Annotated in this window: 17 protein-coding genes; 14 read left to right on the top strand and 3 right to left on the bottom strand. The window is 29.4% G+C overall.

Going from position 1 to position 22,392, the window contains the following annotated elements; all coding sequences use genetic code 11:
* From MKD34_RS00525 to MKD34_RS00580, 12 genes are all read left to right on the top strand, one after another.
* Positions 1 to 939, top strand: a complete 939-nt coding sequence (locus MKD34_RS00525) for a thiamine pyrophosphate-dependent enzyme (RefSeq protein WP_240219202.1) — start codon at positions 1 to 3, stop codon at positions 937 to 939.
* A 269-nt stretch (positions 940 to 1,208) separates the two neighbouring features.
* Entirely contained in the window at positions 1,209 to 2,777 is a 1,569-nt protein-coding gene (locus tag MKD34_RS00530; RefSeq protein ID WP_240219203.1) for a hypothetical protein, read from the top strand.
* The gene (locus tag MKD34_RS00535) at positions 2,774 to 3,466 is read left to right on the top strand and encodes a LytTR family transcriptional regulator DNA-binding domain-containing protein (RefSeq protein WP_240219204.1); all 693 of its coding nucleotides are present in this window, start codon (positions 2,774 to 2,776) and stop codon (positions 3,464 to 3,466) included. The genes MKD34_RS00530 and MKD34_RS00535 overlap by 4 nt, the downstream gene beginning before the upstream one ends.
* Before the next feature lie 29 nt (positions 3,467 to 3,495).
* Positions 3,496 to 4,275: a transporter substrate-binding domain-containing protein gene (locus tag MKD34_RS00540; RefSeq protein WP_240219205.1), complete on the top strand. Its 780-nt coding sequence runs from the start codon at positions 3,496 to 3,498 to the stop codon at positions 4,273 to 4,275.
* 8 nt (positions 4,276 to 4,283) lie between these two features.
* On the top strand, positions 4,284 to 5,075 hold the full coding sequence (locus tag MKD34_RS00545) for an amino acid ABC transporter permease (RefSeq protein ID WP_240219206.1): 792 nt from the start codon (positions 4,284 to 4,286) through the stop codon (positions 5,073 to 5,075).
* Complete coding sequence (locus MKD34_RS00550; RefSeq protein WP_240219207.1) at positions 5,065 to 5,811, top strand: amino acid ABC transporter ATP-binding protein; 747 nt, start codon at positions 5,065 to 5,067, stop codon at positions 5,809 to 5,811. The genes MKD34_RS00545 and MKD34_RS00550 overlap by 11 nt, the downstream gene beginning before the upstream one ends.
* Before the next feature lie 206 nt (positions 5,812 to 6,017).
* Entirely contained in the window at positions 6,018 to 6,755 is a 738-nt protein-coding gene (locus MKD34_RS00555) for a potassium channel family protein (RefSeq protein WP_240219208.1), read from the top strand.
* Between the two features lie 27 nt (positions 6,756 to 6,782).
* Complete coding sequence (locus MKD34_RS00560) at positions 6,783 to 9,092, top strand: patatin-like phospholipase family protein (protein WP_240219209.1); 2,310 nt, start codon at positions 6,783 to 6,785, stop codon at positions 9,090 to 9,092.
* A gap of 81 nt (positions 9,093 to 9,173) precedes the next feature.
* Complete coding sequence (locus MKD34_RS00565) at positions 9,174 to 9,800, top strand: hypothetical protein (RefSeq protein WP_240219210.1); 627 nt, start codon at positions 9,174 to 9,176, stop codon at positions 9,798 to 9,800.
* 68 nt (positions 9,801 to 9,868) lie between these two features.
* Positions 9,869 to 11,086 carry an AarF/UbiB family protein gene (locus tag MKD34_RS00570; RefSeq protein WP_240219211.1) on the top strand — a complete coding sequence of 406 codons (1,218 nt, stop codon included), beginning with the start codon at positions 9,869 to 9,871 and terminating at the stop codon, positions 11,084 to 11,086.
* A 29-nt stretch (positions 11,087 to 11,115) separates the two neighbouring features.
* Positions 11,116 to 13,998, top strand: coding sequence for a DEAD/DEAH box helicase (locus MKD34_RS00575; protein ID WP_240219212.1), 2,883 nt, complete (start codon positions 11,116 to 11,118; stop codon positions 13,996 to 13,998).
* Positions 13,982 to 14,377 (top strand): (deoxy)nucleoside triphosphate pyrophosphohydrolase, encoded by a 396-nt coding sequence (locus MKD34_RS00580; protein WP_240219213.1) that lies wholly within the window; start codon positions 13,982 to 13,984, stop codon positions 14,375 to 14,377. The genes MKD34_RS00575 and MKD34_RS00580 overlap by 17 nt, the downstream gene beginning before the upstream one ends.
* Before the next feature lie 33 nt (positions 14,378 to 14,410).
* Here the strand turns inward: MKD34_RS00580 and argH are convergent, their stop codons facing one another.
* The 3 genes from argH to yfcC form a co-directional block, all read right to left on the bottom strand.
* Positions 14,411 to 15,826 carry an argininosuccinate lyase gene (gene argH / locus MKD34_RS00585; protein WP_240219214.1) on the bottom strand — a complete coding sequence of 472 codons (1,416 nt, stop codon included), beginning with the start codon at positions 15,824 to 15,826 and terminating at the stop codon, positions 14,411 to 14,413.
* Positions 15,781 to 17,319, bottom strand: coding sequence for a Na+/H+ antiporter NhaC family protein (locus MKD34_RS00590; RefSeq protein WP_240219215.1), 1,539 nt, complete (start codon positions 17,317 to 17,319; stop codon positions 15,781 to 15,783). Before MKD34_RS00590 ends, argH begins: the two co-directional genes overlap by 46 nt.
* A 261-nt stretch (positions 17,320 to 17,580) precedes the next feature.
* Positions 17,581 to 19,080, bottom strand: coding sequence for a putative basic amino acid antiporter YfcC (yfcC, locus tag MKD34_RS00595; RefSeq protein WP_240219216.1), 1,500 nt, complete (start codon positions 19,078 to 19,080; stop codon positions 17,581 to 17,583).
* 420 nt (positions 19,081 to 19,500) lie between these two features.
* On the opposite strand from yfcC, the gene MKD34_RS00600 reads away from it, so the two are divergent.
* Positions 19,501 to 20,922 (top strand): sodium-dependent transporter, encoded by a 1,422-nt coding sequence (locus MKD34_RS00600; RefSeq protein WP_240219217.1) that lies wholly within the window; start codon positions 19,501 to 19,503, stop codon positions 20,920 to 20,922.
* A gap of 164 nt (positions 20,923 to 21,086) precedes the next feature.
* Positions 21,087 to 22,358: a phosphatidylserine decarboxylase family protein gene (locus tag MKD34_RS00605; protein ID WP_240219218.1), complete on the top strand. Its 1,272-nt coding sequence runs from the start codon at positions 21,087 to 21,089 to the stop codon at positions 22,356 to 22,358.
* Positions 22,359 to 22,392: the final 34 nt, after the last annotated feature.

Raw genomic sequence — 22,392 nt, forward strand, 5'->3', positions numbered from 1 at the left:
ATGGCATATAATTTTAAAGAGGAAATGAATAAACCAGAGAGATTAACTGGAGGACATAGACTTTGTGCTGGATGTGGAGCAGGAGTTGCTGTAAGAGGAGTTTTAAGAGCTTTAAAAGTTGAGGATAAGGCAGTTATTGCAAATGCTACTGGATGTTTAGAGGTTTCAACATTTATGTATCCATATACAGCTTGGAAAGATTCGTTTATCCATAGTGCTTTTGAAAATGCAGGAGCAACTTTAAGTGGTGTAGAAGGAGCTTACAATGCTTTAAAAAGACGTGGAAAAATAGATGATACATATAAATTCATAGCTTTCGGAGGAGACGGAGGAACTTATGATATAGGATTCCAATCACTTTCTGGAGCAATGGAAAGAGGACACGATATGGTTTATGTATGTTATGACAACGGAGCATACATGAATACAGGGATTCAAAGATCATCAGCAACACCAAGATATGCTGATACAACAACTTCACCTATCGGTAAAGATAGTAATGGAAAAGTTCAAAGTAGAAAAGATTTAACGGCTATTATTGCTGATCACAATATTCCATATGTTGCTCAAACAACATTCCTAGGAAATATGAAAGATTTACATGAAAAATCAGAAAAAGCCATCTATACAGAGGGAGCAGCATTTTTAAATGTTTTAGCACCTTGTCCAAGAGGGTGGAGATATTCAACAGAAAAACTTATGGAGATGTGTAAGTTAGCAGTTGAAACTTGTTACTGGCCACTGTTTGAAGTTATAAATGGAGAGTGGAAACTATCTTATAGACCTAAAAATAAACTTCCAATTACAGAGTTTATAAAAGATCAAGGTAGATTTGCTCATCTGTTCAAACCTGGAAATGAACATTTAATAGAAGAGATGCAAAATGAAGTGGATAGAAGATGGGAAGCTCTTTTAAAAAGATGTGGAGAAGAGATTTAAAAAATTTAAATAATGTTCACAAAATTTAAAGAATTGTGTCTAAAAGTGTGCTTAATGTTCTGAAGGGCTTTAAAAAAAGATAAAAACCTGTATAATCTAAGACGTAAGGAAACTTACCCTTGAAACATTAACGTTGTGTTAAAGTTTGAAGTGCCCCGACGTCTAGAAATAGATAGAAAACCTCCTCAGAAAACTGGGGAGGTTTTTTATTTTTCAATTATGTCATTAAAATGTTATAATAAATAAAAGTTTAAAATTTAGGAGGAGGAATGAACATAAAAAAAAGAATGGGAATATATATAAGTATATTCTTAGTAATATTATCTTTTTTAACATATGTAGCTAGAGATAGCAATAATTTTATATCTATAATTACTAATAGAGAAAGCAAAGATCTTTTTAATAAAAATCAAGAGGTAATATCATTATATAAAAAAGAGAAGAATCAATTGAAACCAATTAAACTTTTTCCATATTTAGATGATTATATGAACATAGATAGTACTCCAGGAGAGTATTTGATAGAGATACAAGATAATAAGCAGCCAAATCGATATTATGAAGTGACAAAAAATGAAAAAAGCCCTTTAAAACACTACTTAAATTACATTCCAAAAGATAATCTTTTAAAAAATAAGATCTTTTTAAACTTCTTAACAGGTTTATTTTTAATTTTTAATTTAAGATTGCTTTATATATTCAAGAAAGAAATTTTAAGAAAAAAAGATTTAATATTTCCAATTACTCTTCTTTGTTTAAAAATTCTTTTAACTAACTCTGAAGTTTTTTCAAATATTATTATGACTAGAATGAATCTTACAATAACAAGTTTATTAGGATTGTATTTATTGCTTTATGTGAAGAATAAAAGTATTAAATTGAAAAAAGATTTACCTGTAAATATAGGATTATGGATTCTGTTTTTAATGTACTACAGTGGAGAAGTTATAGTATTAAGTGCAATTTTAGATAGAAGAATTCTAAACTATTTAGTAATAAACTATTTAGCTCTTATAAAAGTAGCAACATTTTTTTATGTATGGATAGACTCTTTAATCATAATACTAATAATGTTTCGACTAAACTCTATTAAAATAAAGAAAAAGCAAATAATAAAAAAAATTGAAAAGAAAAATTTTGCTATGATTGGAAGTTTTATAATATTATCTTTAGGAGTAGAATTTTTTATAAATAATAATAAATATTTTTATTATTTAAATATGTTTGAATTTGTTTTTATATTTTGGTATATATTTTTAACAGATGTAAACACTATGGGTAAAATAAAAGTATTAACATTAAAAATGTTCCAAATGTTTTTGCATATATATCTATTTTTTGTAGTAACAGAAAGTGTTTTAATAGCTTTAGCAATTGTTTTTTCATTTTTATTTTTAAATTTATGTACACATTTTATAAAGGGAACTTTAAGAGTTGATAAATATTATATTGAAAATCTTGTAAACAGGATGTATTTAACAAAAAATTCTGAGGAATTTAAAGAGCAACTTTCTAAAGAGCTAAAAAAGAATTTAGAATTAAAAGAGGTAGAAAGCATCATATTAACCCAAAGAGATGATTATAAAAACTTTTTATTAGATAGATATTATGATGAAGATGAGATAATATTAGAAAAAAATGATATAATAGATAAAAAATATGATTATGCAGTTAGATTGAAATCTAATAAGAATCCATTTGTTGGACTTATATTAATTCAAAATAGAGACACTAAATTAGTATACGAAGAGAAAAGATATTTAGAGGATATAGTTGAAAAACTATCATTAGTTGCAAGTAGATATAGATTTGAAAAGCTGCAGGAGGAACTTAATTGAAGAAAATAGGTATTAATATAGATTTAAATTTACAAGAGATATTAAGAGAACTTCTTGAGGTTGAGTTTTATTCAATTGATAGTGTAATTGATTATGAAATAGAAAAAATAGATGTTGTTATTCTTGATTTAAAATATGAAAAAGACGATAGTAAAATACACTTTTTTAGTAGAAAAAATATTCCTGTTGTGTTATTATGTTCTAGAGATGAAGAATTAAAAAAAATTAAAGAGTATTTTAAAAAAAGAGAAATCTATGATTGCGTATATAGAGATGATTATTTTGAAATAGAAAAAACTTTAGATGAACTTTTTAATAAAAAAATTATTATTCAAGATGCAAAAGAAATAGTTATAAATGATAATTTTTATAAAGCAATAATTAAAATAGAAGATATTATATATATGAATTATTGTAGATTATCAAGAAAAACAGAGATTACAACTAAAGATGGAAAGATTTATTACTCTAAGAGAGGGTTTGCCGAAGTTGAACAAAAATTAAAAGGGTTTAGTTTTTTTATTAAAGTAGATAGAGGAACTCTTATAAATAGAAATCTTTTAAAAGAGATTGATTATAAAGGAGAAAAAATAACATTTTTAGGTAATAAAAATTTATTTGTTAGTAGAAGTAAATTAAAAATTTTAGAGGAAAATTTAGATTTATTCGGAAATAGAATAGAGCTATAAAAATAATTTTTTTAAGATGGAGGATATTTATGAAAAAAATAATACTTTTTTTAACATTGATTTTAGGAAGTTTAGTTTTTGCAAATGAAAAACCTTTAATTGTTGGAATGGAGTTAGCATACCCTCCTTTTGAAATGTCTGATGAAAATGGGAAACCAACAGGTATAAGTGTAGATATGGCTTATGCTCTTGGAGAATATTTAGGAAGAGATGTTATTATAGAGGATATGTCTTATGGAGGATTAATTCCAGCATTAAAAACAAAAAAAATAGATATAATAATCTCATCAATGTCAGTAACAGATGAGAGAAAACAGTCTGTAAATTTTTCAACACCATATGCAAAAAGTTATTTAGGAATGTTAGTTAATAATAAATCTGGAATTACAAATGCTACTGAATTAAATCAAAAAGGTAAAAAAGTTGCAGTAAAAAAAGGTACAAGTGGACACACTGTAGCTGAAAAATATTTTCCAAATGCAGAAATAATGGTTTTTGATAAAGAGAGTGCTTGTGTGCTAGAAGTTTCTCAAGGTAAAGTGGATGCTTTTATATATGATCCACTAACAATTTATAGAAACTGGACAAGAAATTCAGACTCAACAACACCATTATTAGCTCAATTTGAAACTGAATCACAACCTTGGGCAGTAGCTTATAGAAAAGGTGAAGAGGATTTAGGAGCTCAAATTGATGAATTTATAATAGAATATAAAGCTAATGGTGGATTTAATAAGTTAGCTGATAAGTATTTAGGTGAGGAGAGAGCTTTCTTTAAAGAGAAAAATGTACCTTTCTTCTTTGATTAGGAGATGATATGAGTATACTAAAAACTCTATTTTTTAGACCAAAAACTGAAAGTGAAACTACAACAGTAAAGTGGATAAATATAGTTTTAGTAACTGTAATAGTTTTAGGAGTTTTTCATTTTGCTTTTAGTAGATTAGATTATCCATATAATTGGGAAGGCATAATTGAAAAATATAAATATAAGTTTATGATTGGGTTTACAATGACTTTAATAATCTCAATATTCTCTTTAATAGCAAGTTTTGTAATAGGAGGACTTTTGGTCTTAGGACAAAGAGGAAGTTTTTTACCTACATATTATTTTGCGAAAGGATTTACTGAGGTTATTCGTGGAACACCATTAATAGTTCAAATATACTTATTTTATTATGTAATAGGAACTGCTTTTGGTATAGAAAATCGTTATTTAATGGGAGTTTTAATAATGGGAGTTTTTTCTGGAGCTTACGTTTCAGAGATTATCCGTGCTGGAATTGAAAGTATAAATAAAACTCAAATTGAAACTGCAAGGTCTTTGGCATTTACAAAGTTTCAAACATATAGATATATAATTTTTCCACAAGTTATAAAAAGAGTGATGCCACCTCTTGCAGGGCAGTTTGCAAGTTTAATTAAGGACTCATCACTACTTTCAATAATTGCAGTAAATGAATTTACAAAAAATGTTCAAGAAGTAGATTCGTTAACTTTTTCTCCAATAGAAAATTACTGTATTTTAGCAGTTGGATACTTAATACTAACTTATCCAATTTCTCACCTTTCTAAGTATTTAGAGAGGAGGTATAACTATGGAAATTAAAATAGAAAATTTGTGCAAAAGTTTTGGAGAACAAGTTGTATTAAACGGCTTAAATTTAGATGTAAAAAATATACATTCTATTGTTATAATAGGACCATCTGGTGGTGGAAAGTCAACTTTATTAAGAATTTTAGCTGGACTAGAAGTTTCAGATAGTGGTGAGATTGAAGTGAATGGAGAGAGAATTCCCAAAGAGGAAGAGGAGCTTCATGAATATAGAAAAAGTATTGGAGTTGTATTTCAAGCATTTAATTTATTTCCACACTTAACAGCTTTAGAAAATATAACTTTACCTTTAGAAAAGGTTCATAAAATACCTGCTAAAGATGCTAAAGAGAGGGCTGAAACACTTCTTAAAAGATTTGGACTTTATGAGCATGAAAGCAAATATCCACATCAATTATCAGGTGGACAGCAGCAAAGAGTTGCTATAGTAAGAGCAATGGCACTAAAACCAAAAGTTTTACTTTTAGATGAACCAACATCAGCTCTAGACCCAGCTTTAACAAAGGAGATTTTAGAAGCGATAAAAGAATTACGAAAAGATAAAAAAGATATGGTTTTAGTAACTCATGAGATGGAGTTTGCTAAAGGTGTAGCTGATTGTGTAATCTTTGTAAGTGGAGGAAAAATTGTTGAGATGGGACCTCCAGGAATAATATTTGAAAATCCAAAAACTATAGAGTTATGTAAATTTCTTGGTGGAGTAGATTGTGAAAAAAGAATAAAAAAATAGATAATGCCTAGTAAAAACTAGGCATTTTTTTATTAAATAATCTTTAGAAAAATATTGCATAAAATTATGTATTATATTTCAAAATGAAAAGATGAGAAATTATTGACTTTAAAAGTAAGAGGTGATATAAAATTCTTTTGGAGAAATTTAAAAAGGGAAAATGGTATTTAGAAAGTATATTTCTATAAAAAGATTTTGGAGGATAGATGAGATTATATAAAAAAGAACAGATATATAATTTTCTTAAAAATGCAGCATTGTCTGCAGCTATAGCATTTTTTATATCTCTTATAGCCCATGTGCTTATAGACAAAGATAGGATTGGATCTTTAGAAATAATTTTAAGTACTGTAAAAATATTTTTTAGTATATTACCTATAGTATTTTTAAAACAAAAAAACTTTATATTTAAAGATGGTCCATTAAAAGCTACAGCTTTAGTATTTTATTATTTAATATTAGTTCCAATTATAAATTTTTCTTTAAATATTAATGAAGAAGAGAGTAGTTTAAAGTATTTTTTCTATTTTTTATCTTTTATAAACATTATTCTTTTAATAGCCTGTCACATAATAATTTTAAAATATGTTTTTACAGATTTTTTAAGAAGAAGAAGGAAGATTGTACCAACAGATGTAATTATTGTAATAACAACTTATATAACTATTGCCATAAGTTTTGGACTACTATATACTGTACTTAGTTTATTTAGTTCAACACAAGTTTTTAATGGTATAACTCAAGATTTACCACAAATTGAGTTCTATTTTAAACATATATATTTTAGTTTTATAACAATAACAACAGTAGGATATGGAGATGTTTATCCAATGACTATGCTGGCACAATTTTTAGTTGTTGTGGAGATAATAACTGGAATTGTACTTACTAATGTAATACTAGGACTTGTAATTGGATCAGGAATATTATCATCAAAGGATTAAATAAATATGGGAGGATTAAAAACAAAAATGGGAAACCTAAAGAAAATAGTGTTGTTTTTGATAATTTCTTTGTCTATTTTTGCAGCTGAAGATTCACCGAACAGAGTTAATACAGCAGCAGAAAAGATAAAAGAGATCGATAAACAGATACAGGAGCTAGAGTTAAAAAGAAAAAACTTGGAAACACTAAAACAGACTTTTATAAAAAATCAAAATGTAACAAGACCTAAAATAGGATTAGTACTAAGTGGAGGAGGGGCTAAAGGAGCTGCTCATATAGGTGTTTTAAAGACACTAGAAAAGTATCAAATCCCAATAGATTATATAGTGGGAACGAGTGCAGGAAGTATAATAGCGGCTATGTACTCTGTGGGATATACACCTGATGAAATTGAAAAAACAGTAACAGATTTGCAGTTTTATGATTTATTTAGAAATTCATCAAATAGAGACTTAGAGGGAATTGTACAAAAGACTCAATCAAATAAATATCCTTTAAATATATCTTTAACAAAGGATTTTAATCTTTCATTACCAATGGGAGTTTTAAATGGAGAGTACATTTACTTAGAGTTAAAAAAGATTTTTGCTAGAGCAGAAAATGTAAATGAGTTTAAGGATTTTCCAATACCTTTTAGAGCTATGACAACAAATTTACAAACAGGTAAATCTGTGGAGCTAAACAGTGGAGACTTAGCATTAGCAACATTAAAAAGTATGGCTATTCCAACATTTTTAGATCCTATAAGAGAAGGAGATAACTATTACGTAGATGGAGGAGTTGCAGATAACTTTCCAATTTTACAAGCTGTAAATATGGGAGCAGATATAGTTATTGGAGTAGATATAGCAGCAGAACCTATTGTTATAACAGATAATTCAAATATAATTCAAATACTAGATAAGTTATCAACTTATAATGGTGATAAGAGTACTGAGATTCAAACTCATTACCCAGATATTTTAATCACTCCTGATGTAAAAAAACATAGTACTTTGGACTTTGATAATCTACCGAAATTGGTTAAAGAGGGAGAAGTTGCCTCTGAAAAGCTTGATTATGCTCTTGCTAAGTTAACTGATAAAGAAAGATATAATGAAATAGAAGCTAAAAAAGAGCAAATGAAAAATAGAAAATTTGATATAAAAAATATAAATATTCATGGAAATGATCTCTTAACTATGAAAGAGGTGGAAAAGTTAAGACCAGAAAAAGGTGAGATGACGGTAACTGAATTAAACCTATGGACAGAAAAGATATTTGCTAAAAACTTTGTAGATAGAGTATTCTACACAGTTGATGGAGATACAGTTAACTTTACTGTAAGAGAGAAAATGGATACGAAGTTAAAAGCAGGACTTTTCTATGTTTCAAACTATGGAGCTGGATTAGAAGCTGTAGCTGAAATACCAGTATTTAATAAGTTTAATCTTTCTCAAAAGAACTATACATTAAAAGCTGAATTTTCAAAATATCCAAAAATATCACTAACAGATATGACTCAATATAATGTTTGGGATCATAAATTATTAGTTTCAGCAGAAGTAGGTTATGGATTAAATCCTATATTCCTATATAAAGGTGGAGATAATGTTTCAACTTATGAAAATAATACTTTTGAAACAAGTTTATCAATAGGAACAACAATATTTAATGATATAATTGCAGGATATACACTAAGTTATAAAAATATGGAAACAAACTACTCTTCAGGAGAGAAACTTAAAAATTTCTCATACTTTAAAAAAGATGGATCATATTTTACAAATACATTTAGTTTCTACTACGATACGATGAATCAGTCAGAGTATGCAACAAAAGGTGGTCAAGGGTTATTGCAAGTATTCTCTGAAACAAATGCAAAGGAAGGAAACTCTTTTGAAGGATATTCAGTAATGGCAATGAAGTATTTCCAACTAAGTAGTAATTGGTCTTTAAATACTGGATTAAGTGGTGGACAGATGTATAATGCAGAAAATACTCCACTATCAGAATTGTTTAATTTAGGTGGGTTAAGAAGTAATCCATTGAGAAGAAATTATGCTTTTGTAGGACTACCAATATCTTCAGTTTATACAGATAACTTCTTTATAGGTAGTGCAGGATTACAATATACTGTTGCTCCAAATTTATATCTAAGTTTTAACTATAACATTGGAACATATAACTATTACTCAGGTTTTGGAAGTGAAAAAGGTATTTGGGATATGGAAAAACAAGGATATGGTGTTGGAATTGGTTGGGATACATTCCTAGGACCAATGGACTTCTCAGTATCTAACAACGTTTTAAATAATGAGATGTTATTCCAAGTTCATATAGGATACGTATTTTAAATTATAAAAAGAAATAAAGGAAGAATAAAAATATTATAGTAAAGTTATTTTAAAGAAGATAAGTTCAAGGAGGATTTTATTATGTTAAAAAAGTTAGCCTATCTATCTCCATTAGCTTTACTAATGTTTCAGGGGTGTACATCTTTAATGGATGGACATTTAGTAGCTGTGGACTCATATGCACCAAAACCAATTCCAGCAGGAACGTATTACCTATCATCTAAAGGACCAGAGGCTGGATTACAAAAACAAACTTTTGAGAACTCTCTACAGAATATGTTAGCATCAAAAGGATATACAAGAACTTTTGTAAATAAGGGAGCAAATTATAACATAGTTTATGACTATACTGCAACGGGGCCATTTACAACAGAGGAGAGTTTCCCAGCACCTGTAAATGAATGGTGGGGAGTAGAGCAAACGTATGGTGGAGTTCATAATGGAATGTTTGAAGAGGCTTGGTATAGCGATGATACACAATATGTAAATTATTTTGTAAAAGCACTAAGTTTATCAGCTTATGCAAATAACATACCTCTTTGGAGAGTGAAAGGGCATGTACAAGCAGAGACTCCTAATTTAAATCAAGACTATCAATATTTAATATCTGGAATATCTGATTATATAGATCAAAGTTCTGGAAAAGTTGTATATGTAAATGTTGTTAAAAACTCTAAAACTGGAGATTATACAGCAACTAAATGGTAAAATAAATTTAAAAGAGAGGTGTAACCTCTCTTTTTTAGTATAAAGATGTAAAGAGTTAGGAGGAAAATATGAAAAATTTCAAATTAGTAAAATTGATATATAAAATTCATACAAATTCCCCACCACCATTGGAAGAGATAGAAAAAATGGGGCTTTTAGCAGTAAAAATAGCACAGTACTATGCATTGAGAGCAGATTTTATAGATGAATCAACATGTGTGTATTTAGCAAAACTTTATGAGTATAGCTATGAAGCTCAAAAGCAGGATATAGATGAGATAATAGGAGATGATATGCGGATTTTAACAGCTATGAAATCCTATGAAAAACTTCCATTTGCATCAGCATCTATTGGGCAAGTTCATCTTGGATTTCTAAGAAACAGTGGAAATAAAAGTGAAAAAGTTGCTATAAAGATTCGAAGAGAAAACTTTAAAAAAGATTTTTTAGAGGATGTAGAAAGTGCAAAAAAGATAGTTAATTTAGTGTTGTTTTTTTATCCTAAATTGAAAAAAATCTTTAATCCATTGGAAGTTTTAAATAATATTGAGGAATCAACACTACGAGAGTTGGATTTTAAAAATGAAGTTGAGGGTGCTGAATATTTAAAAAAGTTAAAAGATGAGAATATAGGAAAGTTTCCTTTGGAAAATCTTTATTTTTCAAATTTTATAGATAATTTATGCACAGATAAGGTGGTTGTATCAAAGTTTATAGAGGGAAAAAGTTTTAATAGTTTATTAAAAGAAAAAGAGTTAAAATATTCAGATCTTCTTCGAGTTTTTAAATATCATACTTTTTATATGTTTAAATTAGGGATATTTCACGGAGATTTGCATCCAGGAAATATAATTTTAGAAGAAAATGGGGATATAAACCTTATAGATTGCTCGACTATTGGAAGGGTAAAAACAAAATTAAGAGTAGGATTATTTTGGTTTTTCTATTATTTAAGTAGGTATGATTATGATAAATCAGCTTTTTACTTAAATGAGATGTCAGAAAAAAAATTGAAAGAGGAAAACTATTTAAAGTTTACAAGAAAATTTAAAGTTCTTTATAGAGACTTTAAAAATTCTACAGTTTCTCAAGTTAGTTTAACAAAACGTATGATGGAAACAATAAAGTTAGCTATAAATTCAGGGATGGAGTTTGAAGAGGGAATGTTTCATATAATAAAAAGTTTAATGTATTTAGATGGAATGGTATTAAAATGTAATCCAGATATAAATTTAATGGATGATATAAGAGAGTTTACAGCCCTTTTAGAAAGTGATAAACTGTAATAAATACATATTATTTTAATGGGGGATATATGAAATATGAATTTATAAGTAATACTAACTTAGAAAATAATGGAAATTTATATAGATATATAGAAAATGGATTTAAAAAAGCTAAAAGTTTCTGTTTTTCTGTGGCATTTATTAACTTTGCAGGAGTACAAATAATTTTAGATATTTTGAAAAAAAGTGAAAAACATAATATAAAAGGTAAAATTTTAACAACAAACTATCTTCATTTTACAGAACTGAAATCTATAGAGTTTTTAAAAAGATTTAAAAATATAGAGGTTAAATTTTTTGATAGTGACAAGATGGAAGGATTTCATACTAAAGGATATATCTTTGAGTATGATGATTGCTATAAAGCTATAATAGGTTCTTCTAACCTTACTAAAAGTGGGCTTAAAAGTAATATTGAATGGAATACAGCAGTTACTACAGAAAAAAATAGTGACTTCATAAAAGGGGTTTTAAATGAGTTTAATTACCTTTGGGAAAAAGGTGTTGAAAATGTAAATCCATATATAGTTTCATATGTAAAAAAAGAGGAGATAGTTGTAAGAAAAAAAGTTAGAGATGAATATTTTTTAGCAGCAGAGGACCATGAGTTTGGGATCTATAAAGAGTCGGATATAAAACCAAATTATATGCAAGAGATAGCTTTAAAAAATTTAGAAACAACTAGAATGTATGGGGAGAAAAGAGCTCTTTGTATTGCAGCAACAGGAACAGGAAAAACATATTTAGGGGCTTTTGATGTAAAGGCATTTAAAGCTAAGAAAATGCTTTTTATAGTTCACAATGAAGATATCTTAAAATCTGCTATGGAAACTTTTAAAAATATTCTGCCTGAAAAAACTATGGGTTTTTTTACAGGAAATATAAAAAATGTGGATAGAGATTATATTTTTGCCACAATACAAAGCTTAAATAATAGATACCAAGAGTTTAATGAGTATGAGTTTGACTATATAATAGTTGATGAAGCCCATCATATAACTGCTAAAAGTTATGAAAAGGTTATAAATTACTTTAAACCAAAGTTTTTACTAGGACTAACAGCTACACCTGAAAGATGTGATGGTAGAAATATATATGAGATTTTCCATATGAATGTCCCTGTGGAAATTCGTTTACAAGAGGCTTTAGATAGAGAGCTTGTAACACCATTTCATTATTATGGAGTCAAGGATATATCAGATGTAAACTTAGAGGGAATAGATTTAAATGATATTGCTGCAGTGACTAAAGCTTTAAATTTGGAAAAAAGAGTGGATTTTATTATAGAAAAGATGAATTTTTATGGATATAGTGGAGAGAGAAGAAAAACTATAGGGTTCTGCGTCTCTATTGAGCACTGTGAATACATGACTAAAGAGTTTTTAAAAAAAGGGATAAAAGCAGCAACTATAACAGGAAATCATGGAAAAGATTTAAGAGAAGATATAATAAAAAAATTCAAAGATACACAGGATTTAGAAGTTATATTTACAGTTAATATTTTTAATGAAGGAATAGATATTCCGTGTATAAATAGTATTTTAATGCTAAGACCAACAGCTTCACCAATTATATTTACACAGCAGTTGGGAAGAGGGCTAAGACACTATGAAAACAAGGAGTTTTTAACAGTTATAGATTTTATAGGAAACCATTCTAGAGCTTTTTTAATTGCATTGGCACTTATGGGAAGAAAAGGTTATGATAAAGAGAGTATAAAAATAGCTGTAAAAAGAGATTTTGATAATCTTTCTAAATCTATTCATGTAAAGATGGAAGAGATTTGTAAACAAGAGATATTGAAACAACTAGATAATGAAAATTTTAATAGTTTAAAGTATTTAAAAGCTGAGTATGATGAGTTTAAAGATTATCTAAAGGGAAAAATTCCAAGACCATTAGATTTTATTGAGTATGAGGATGCTCCTAATTTTTATAAATATGTAAGACTTCAAAAATCATATTTAGATTTTCTAGATAAAGTAAAGGATAATCTATTTTCATTAAATGAAAAAGAAAGAGTGGTTATTCGTGAGATAGAGAGATTTTTACCTATAAAAAGAGTGTATGAGTTTGCAATAATTCGTGAGTTAATAGCAAAGGATAAAAAATTATCAAAAAGTAATATTTTAGGAGTAGTTGGAAAATATATTGAGATATCTGATGTTAATCACACTGTCGATAATATAGATCATGCTATGAGATATTTAAATGGAGATTATTATGATTCACAAGATTTGAAAAGATGTGGAAAACTTTTTCAAGTTTTTGGTGAAACTATAGAGAAAACAGAGTTATTAAATGAAGTTTTAAAAAATAAAGATATAAAAGATTATATTTTAGAGGTTTTAGATTATGGACTTTTAAAATATAAAGAAAGTTTTGGAACAGAGGATTATGGTTTTCCATTTTTAAAGTTGTATGAAAACTATTTTATGAAAGATGTCGCATTAATTTGTAACTATCAAATGAAACATAGTTCTGTTAGAGGAACTGGTTTATTTACAAATGGAAATAATTATTTTTTATTTGTAGACTTACATAAAGAGGCAGATATTAAAGAGAGTATAAAATACAATGATAAAATATTGGATAGATATCATTTTCAGTGGGAAAGTCCAAATACAACAAGAGTTGGAAGTGAAAGAGGACAAAATATAGTTAAAAATATAGAACATGGTATTAATTTACATATTTTTGTAAGAAAATATAAAGAGGTTGATGGTGTAGTTCAACCATATATCTATATAGGAAAAGGGGATTGCGTAGATTATAAGAACGAAAAACCGATAACTACAACTTTAAAGTTAGAGAATCCACTTTCTAAAGAGATATATATTGAACTTACTGAAAGAGTAGAAAAAGAGCTACAAGTAGCAGAAGTAGGAGAAATTAATGAAAAAAATTATTGAGGTAGTAGGAGCTATTTTAGAAAATCCAAATGGAGATATATTTTGTGCTATGAGGCCAAAGGATAAAACTTTCCCAGGGATGTGGGAGTTCCCAGGTGGTAAGATTGAAGAGGGAGAGGAACCTAAAAGAGCTTTAGAAAGAGAAATCAAAGAGGAGTTAAATATAGATATAAGAGCAGATAAACTTTTTGATGAAGTTCAAAAAGAATATGAAGAGTTTGTTATAAAATTATCTACATATAGCTGCACAGTTTTAGATTTCTCAGATTTTAAATTGGTGGAACATCAAGAGTTTAAGTGGATGAAAAAAGAGTTGTTAATGACTTTAAATTGGGTTCCAACAGATATTCCAACTGTAGAGAAGTTAGTGAAATTATAAAAAGGTATACTCCCCAGTATACCTTTTTTCTTATTACATAATATCGTTTAATCTATAGTTAATAAGATCTATCTTGGCCCCATCCAAAAATTCATTTAATCTTTCTAAGTGAGAGAGTAAACTCTCTTTACTTGGTCCACCTAAGGACTTTCTTTTTTCAACACAATTTTTAATAGCTATTGTTTCATATATATCCCCGTTAAAAATATATGAAAACTCCCTGTATTTTTCAAGTGATAAAGTTTCTAAATTTAACCCATTATCAATACAGTAACTAACAATCTCCCCAGTTATTTTATAAGCTTCTCTAAAACTCATTCCTTTAACAGTTAGGTAGTCTGCAACGTCAGTGGCATTGATAAATCCATCGTTACAAGCTAAAAGTAAAACCTCATCCTTTACCTTTAACGTCTTAACCATCCCAACAAATACTTGTAAACATCCCTTCACAGTGTCTACAGCATCAAAGAAAACTTCTTTATCCTCTTGCATATCTTTGTTGTATGCTAAAGGAATTCCCTTCATAGTTGTTAAAAGTGCCATTAAATCCCCATAAACTCTACCAGTTTTCCCCCTAACTAGTTCAGCTGCATCAGGATTTTTCTTTTGCGGCATTATGCTACTTCCAGTTGAAAAAGCATCACTTAATTCAATATATCCAAAGTCATTTGAAGTATAGATAATAATCTCTTCAGAGAACCTTGAAAGATGCATCATAACAATTGAAAGAGTAGACATAATCTCAATTAAGTAGTCTCTATCACTAACTCCATCTAAAGAGTTTAAAGTTGGACCTTTAAATCCTAAAGTATGAGCAGTAAACTCCCTATCGATAGGATAAGTTGTACCAGCTAGAGCTGCACATCCAAGAGGTGAGTAATCAAGTAGTTCAAAAGCGTTATTTAAACGGATAAAGTCTCTTTTAAACATCTCAGAATATGCAAACATATAGTGTCCAAATGATATTGGTTGAGCCTTTTGAAGGTGAGTAAACCCAGGCATATATGTTTCTAAATGGTCTTTTCCTAAGTTAGTAGTAACCTCAATTAGTTCAATTAAATAGGACTGGATTTTTTTTACTTCATCCTTTGTAAAAAGTCTCATATCTACAGCTACCTGGTCATTTCTACTACGTCCAGTGTGAAGTTTTTTTCCCACATCACCAATTCTATCAATAAGAATTTTTTCAATATTCATATGAATATCTTCATAAGTTGTAGAGAAAGTAATCTTTCCATTTTCAATATCCTCTAGAATTTCTAAAAGAGTTTTTTCAATAAGGTCCCCATCGTCTTTTGAAATAATCCCCATTTTAGAAAGACCTCTCACATGGGCGATACTACCCATAATGTCGTATCTATATAACCTTTGATCAAAGTGAATAGAGGAGTGAAAATCTAGGATTAGTTCACTTGCTGCTTCTTTAAATCTTCCTGAAAAGTACTGCATTTGTCATCTCCTTTATAGAATCTGTTTTTAGTAAAGATTTTTATTCCTATTAAAATTGCAATTTGTGAAATTATTGCAAAAAGGATTAACGAACTATTTTGTGTAAATCCACCGATTAAAAATACCGATATAGCTAAAATAGCATTTACTATAGCATATGGAGTTTGAGTTTTTACGTGATTTATATGATCACATCCAGCTCCTGCTGATGAAAGTATAGTTGTATCTGAAATTGGTGAAACATGGTCTCCAAAAAGTCCACCTGAAAGTATAGCTCCAATTGTCACATAAAGTGGAGCATTAAAAGTAACAGCCATAGGTATAACTAGTGGTACCATAATACTGTATGTTCCCCAAGAACTACCAGTTGAAAAGGAGATAACAGCACCAAATATAAAAGCAATAGCTGGAATAAATCCAGAATTAATATCTAAAGTTTTTAAAAATCCAATTAAGAATTGATCAGCTCCAAGGTCTTTATTAATAACACCTAAAGACCAAGCTAAAATTAGAATTATAACAATCTCACTCATTTTTTTCATGCCATTCAGATAGATAGAAAATATCTCTTTAAATGTTTTACTTTTATAAAAAAGCATAAGTCCCATTAAAACAAGGGCTGCATATAGATAACCACTTGTTAGAGCTGCTCTAAAAGCACTTCCTGAAACTCTAGAAGTTATAAAAGAAACACCAAGCATTGAAAATAGAGTTCCTAAAAGAACTAGTATTGGCACCCAAACAAAAGATCCTTTAGCATTTTCTACATGATATTTTGAGTTATCTATTTCAAAAGAACTTTCATCAATTGGGTTATTTTCAAAAGTTCTCATAGGTCCAAAATCTAGCTTTAGTAGTGTTAAAGCTGGAATAATAGTCAGTGCTAATATTGGATAAACGTTAAAAGGAATAGATTTTATGAAGCTTTCATAGTCTGAAAGAGACAGATTTAAAAGCTCAAACTCCTTTTGTAAAAGTCCTATGATAAAAACTCCCCATCCAATAAAAGGGACTAAAACAGCCACAGGTGATGATGTAGAATCTAGTATAAAAGCTAGTTTCTCCTTAGAAAGCTTTAATCTTTTAAAAAATGGACTAAAGATTGGTCCAACAATTAACGGTGTTCCTAAGTCAGAGAAAAATATCATAATCCCTGTAAAATAAGCTAAAAGTTGAGCCTTAGTTTTAGAATTTATAGAGTTTTTAAAACTCTCAGCAAAAGCGTAAGCTCCACCAGACATCATCATAAGCTCAATAAATCCACCAATAAAAATCATAAGTACAATAACTCCAGCGTTATAACTATCTGTAAGTTGATTGATAAAATATTTTCCCACTAGAACCTTTGTAGTCTCTAGAGGATTGTAACCGTTTAAAATGAAAATACCACAAAATACACTGGAAAAAAGTGACAAAACTACATTTTTAGTTTTGATAGATAAAAAAACTGCAATTAAAATTGGAATTATAGATAATACCCCATATGAAACCATTTAAATCCTCCCTAAATTAGTAAAAAATTACTACCCCAAAAGAAAAGGCATACCAAAGAATGGTATGCCCTAGAGAACTTAATTAAAGTTAATAAGCGTATTGTTATGGCAGCGTCACAATACTTAATTCACAGGGTCATAACATCATCGCCGTCGGCCTTAGGCTCCGTATATGGAAGTGAACTAACCTCTATTTGTTTTTGTTAAGAGTGAGTATACAACATTTTAATAAAAAATGTCAAACTATTTTGAAAAAATATTTTATTGTAGCTTTATTAAAACTCCAATAATCATGAAAATTGAACCTAAAAGGAAAAGAATTCCTTGGAACTTTATTTGAAGTTTAGCCCAAACTCCCCACTCAATTTTAGCTATTCCTAAAATAGCCATTAAGATACCAGATGTAGGAACAAACATATTTGTAAATCCATCTCCAAGTTGGAAAGCTAATACTGCAACTTGTCTAGGAACACCAACTAAATCTGAAAGTGGTGCCATAATTGGCATTGTTAAAGCTGCCTGTCCAGAACCTGATACAACAAAGAAGTTGAATACAGACTGGAAGAAGTACATTGCAACTGCAGATATAGAAGCATGTAAATGACTTAAAACACCAGCTACAGAGTTTAAAACTGTATTTAAAACTGTAGGAGTTCCAGCATCTACTCCACCTAAAACTAATACAATACCTTTTGCCATTCCAACAACCATTGCTGCTCCAATAAGGTCCTCAGCACCTTTTCTAAAAGAGATAGCAATATCATTAACAGTCATATCATTTAACTTAAATACTACTCCAATGATTCCAGAAATAACACCCATAATAGTAAACTGTGCAGCTATTTCAGGTAAGTAATATCCGTGGAAAACAACTCCCCAAATAATCCAAGACATTCCTAAGAATATTGTTAAAAATACAAGTTTATGCCCAAATTTAAACTCTAAATCCTCTGATTCATCAGCTTTAAAATCATCTCTAAAGAACTTATCAGTTTCGTAAGATATTGATAACTCAGGATTAGCTTTAACTTTTTTAGCATATCTCATAGTATAGATAATTCCAAAAGATGTGAAGAATACCCACATAACTATTCTGAACATAGCTCCAGAAAGCACAGGAACTCCAGCAACTCCTTGAGCAATAGCCACACTAAAAGGGTTCATCCAAGATGTAGCAAATCCAATTTGAGTTGATATATAGCACATAAAAATACCAGTAATAGAGTCATAACCCATACCAACAACTATAGGTATAAGGATCATAGCAAAAGGAATAGCTTCCTCTCCCATACCAAATACAGCTCCACCTAAAGAGAATAGAAGGAAAACAAGAGGTATAAGTAGCGCCTCAGATCCTTTAGTCTTTTTAATCATATTAAGTATTCCAGCTTCAACAGCTTTAGTTTTTAAAATAATACCAAAAGCTCCACCAGTGATAAGGATAAATGCGATAATACCAACAGCAGTTCCCCACTTATCTCCACTAACAAGACCTTCGAAAATATAGTTAGTAACACTCATATCTCCACCAGCAGCAAATATAGGAATACCCTTAGTAAGTGGTTGTCCTAAATCATTTAATGCATATTTAAAACTTCCTGGAACAGGAACTGTTCTAGTTTTCATACCAGCTTCAGTAGCATATTGAATCTTTTCCATGGTAAAGCTACCAACTGGGATAATGTAAGTAAGAATTGCAGCAAAGACAACTACAAAAAAGATAATGACGTACGTATCAGGTATTCTGATTTTTTTCTTCATTTGTTTCCTCCTAAAAAATTATGCTTCGCCTAGAGAAGTAATATATATTCCAAAAAAAAAGACATACCAAGTGGTATGCCTAAATAGCTTAAATTATCTTACTTAAAAATTTTAAATATGAATTAATAAGCGTATTGTTATGGCAGCATCACAACACAAATATATTACAAACATCTTCGCCATCGGCCTTAGGCTCCGTTTTACTAAGAACAGTATACTATAAATTTAGGCAAAGTGTCAATTGTAAAAACTTTGTAAACTTGTCTTAAAAATTAGTACGAAAGTCTTTTAATTTATTAAAGTTCTTTTACAATAGACAATAGTACTAAAAAAATGTAAAAAAACTATTGTATTTTAATTTTAGATGTGTTATTATTCTTGAAAATAAAAAATAATTTTCAAAAGGGACGGTGAAGAACTATGAGTAACGAAAGAGGTAATTGGGGATCAAGTGTTGGATTTGTTTTAGCGGCGGCAGGATCAGCTATAGGGCTTGGAAATTTATGGAAGTTTCCTTACTTAGCAGGAAAGAATGGAGGAGGAGCATTTGTAATTGTCTATTTATCTCTAATAGTAATACTAGGTTTTTCTCTTATGTTAGGTGAGATGGCAATAGGTAGAAGAGGAAAGTCTGATGCCTTTGGTTCATATAATAATATTAAAAAAGGTTGGGGATTCATTGGAATCTTTGGAATTTTATGTTGTTTTATTATCTATTCATACTACGTTGTAATCGCTGGATGGATTGTAAAATATATCGGTATGTTTATTAGAGGTGGACTTACAGAGGACCCAGTAACAACATTTGGGAATTTTATCTCTTCTGGAACTTCACCAATTATATATAGCTTTGTTATTGTTGTAGTAACGGCATTAATCGTTTTAAAAGGTGTATCTGGTGGAATTGAAAAAGCAAGTAAAATAATGATGCCAATTCTATTTGTATTTATGTTGATCATAGTTGCAAGATCAGTAACTCTTCCAAATGCAATGGAAGGAATTAAATATTTCCTAAAACCTGATTTCTCACAGATTACTCCTACTGTTGTAATAGCAGCTTTAGGACAGGTTTTCTTCTCACTAAGTTTAGGTATGGGTGCTATGATAACTTATGGTAGTTACCTTCCAAAGGATACTAACCTAGTTAAAAGTGCTCTTTGTATACCTGTGCTAGATACACTAATAGCTTTACTTGCAGGACTTGCTATCCTTCCAGCAGTATTTTCATTTGGACTTGAGCCAACAGCTGGACCAGGATTAATCTTTATAACTTTACCAAAAGTATTTGCATCAATGCCAATGGGTAATCTATTTGGAATTATCTTCTTCGTATTAGTACTGTTTGCAGCTCTTACATCAACTATCTCATTATTAGAGGTTGTTGTATCATTTGTTGTGGATCAGATGAAGTTAGATAGAAAGAAAGCTACAATTTTAGTAAGTGGTTTAATTGCTGCTTTTGCAATTCCAAACTCACACTCTTTTGGACCTTTAGCAGAGTTAAAAGTGTTCTTTGGATTAAACTTCTTTGATTTCTTAGGATACTTAACAGACAATATCTTATTACCAATGGGTGGATTACTTCTTTGTGTATTCGTTGGATTTATCTGGGATAAAGAGGATATTAAAAGAGAGATTACAAATGATGGTGAAGTAGCATTTCCATTATTCTCAGTATGGATGATAGGAGTTAAATACTTAGGTATTCAGCTTTTAGCACTAATTTTACTTCAAGCAGTTGGAGTTGTAGGAAGCGCTTTAAGTTTCTCACTAGCAGCTATATTTATGCTTCAAATCTTCTTTGATGTACTTGAAAATAGAAGAAAAGTAAAAACAGCCTAATAATTTTTCCTAAAATATATATTAAAGTGAATTAGTGGAAAGCACAGATTAAACTCTGTGCTTTTTGCTTTTTAAAAATTACAAGGAAAATAAAAAAATATTTGTAGAATAGATTATATAGAGATTTTTTTCTTTTTATAATTTAAATTAAGGAGAGTGTTAAAATGGAAAAAAATATTAAACCAATTGATAAAACATTCATGGTAGGAAAATGGATGCCTTCAGATCAAGAAACATTAGTTGCTTGGATGAAAAAAATTATGGAAAAGGCAGATAAGCAAACTGGACCGCTATTACCTGTTATTGAAAATTTTAAAAATTTTATTGAAACAAATCCAAAAGCTTATATGTTTTTTACTCAAATGTTTGATCAAGTTGCAAAAAGTAAAACAAAATCACCAGCTAATTTGCCTCAAGTTCGTGATTATCAGCATATGTTATCTCTTTTTAATGTAATTATGACTCATTCTCCGGAGTTTGACGAAACTGGACTTGTAGGTTTTCCTTTTAACGCTATCTTAGATTGGTCTATGGCTACAACTGGTGGTTGGGCAGGATTTTTAGATGAAAAGATTAACTCACATCTTAAAACTATTTTAGATGAGTGGGCTATATATCTTTCTTCACCAGAAAGTGCTCATGTTTTAAATGATGATCCTAAAACAGGTTGGTTTGGAGAAGATGCTAAAAAAGCAATGCCAACATTTGTTGATGACTTCATTTGCGATCCAAATTTACCTCATCATGGTTTCACATCATGGGATGACTTTTTCACACGTCGTTTCAGAGAGGGAGTTAGACCGATTGCTATGCCTGAAGATGATTCTATTGTTATAAATGCATGTGAATCTGCTCCATACAGAGTAGTTAATAATGTTCAACTATATGATAAGTTTTGGATAAAAGCACAACCTTATGCATTAAAATTTATGTTAGATAACGATCCGTTGACTGAAAACTTTGTTGGTGGAACTGTTTATCAAGCATTTTTAAGTGCTCTTAGCTACCATCGTTGGCATGCACCAATTTCTGGAAAAGTTGTAAAAACAAAAATTATTGATGGAACATATTATTCTCAAGCACTTAGTGTAGGACTTGATCCAGCAGGACCAAATGAATCACAAGGTTATATCTGTGAAGTTGCAACACGTGCTCTAATTTTTATTGAAGCGGATAATCCAGATATAGGTTTATTCTGTTTTATGGCTGTTGGAATGGCTGAAGTTTCAACATGTGACGTACGTGTTTTTGAAGGACAACATATTACAAAAGGTCAAGAATTAGGAATGTTCCACTTTGGTGGATCAACTCATTGTCTATTCTTTGGACCTCAAGTTGAGGTAGAGTTTAATTTACATAATCAAACTCCAGGACTTGATAGTTCAAATATTCCTGTAAATGCTCATTTAGCAACTGTAAAAAGAAAAAATAAATAAATTAGTAAATAAATATACATATCAGAAAAACTAG

The organism is Cetobacterium somerae, assembly GCF_022430525.1.
In the GTDB taxonomy this organism is placed as follows: Bacteria; Fusobacteriota; Fusobacteriia; order Fusobacteriales; family Fusobacteriaceae; genus Cetobacterium_A.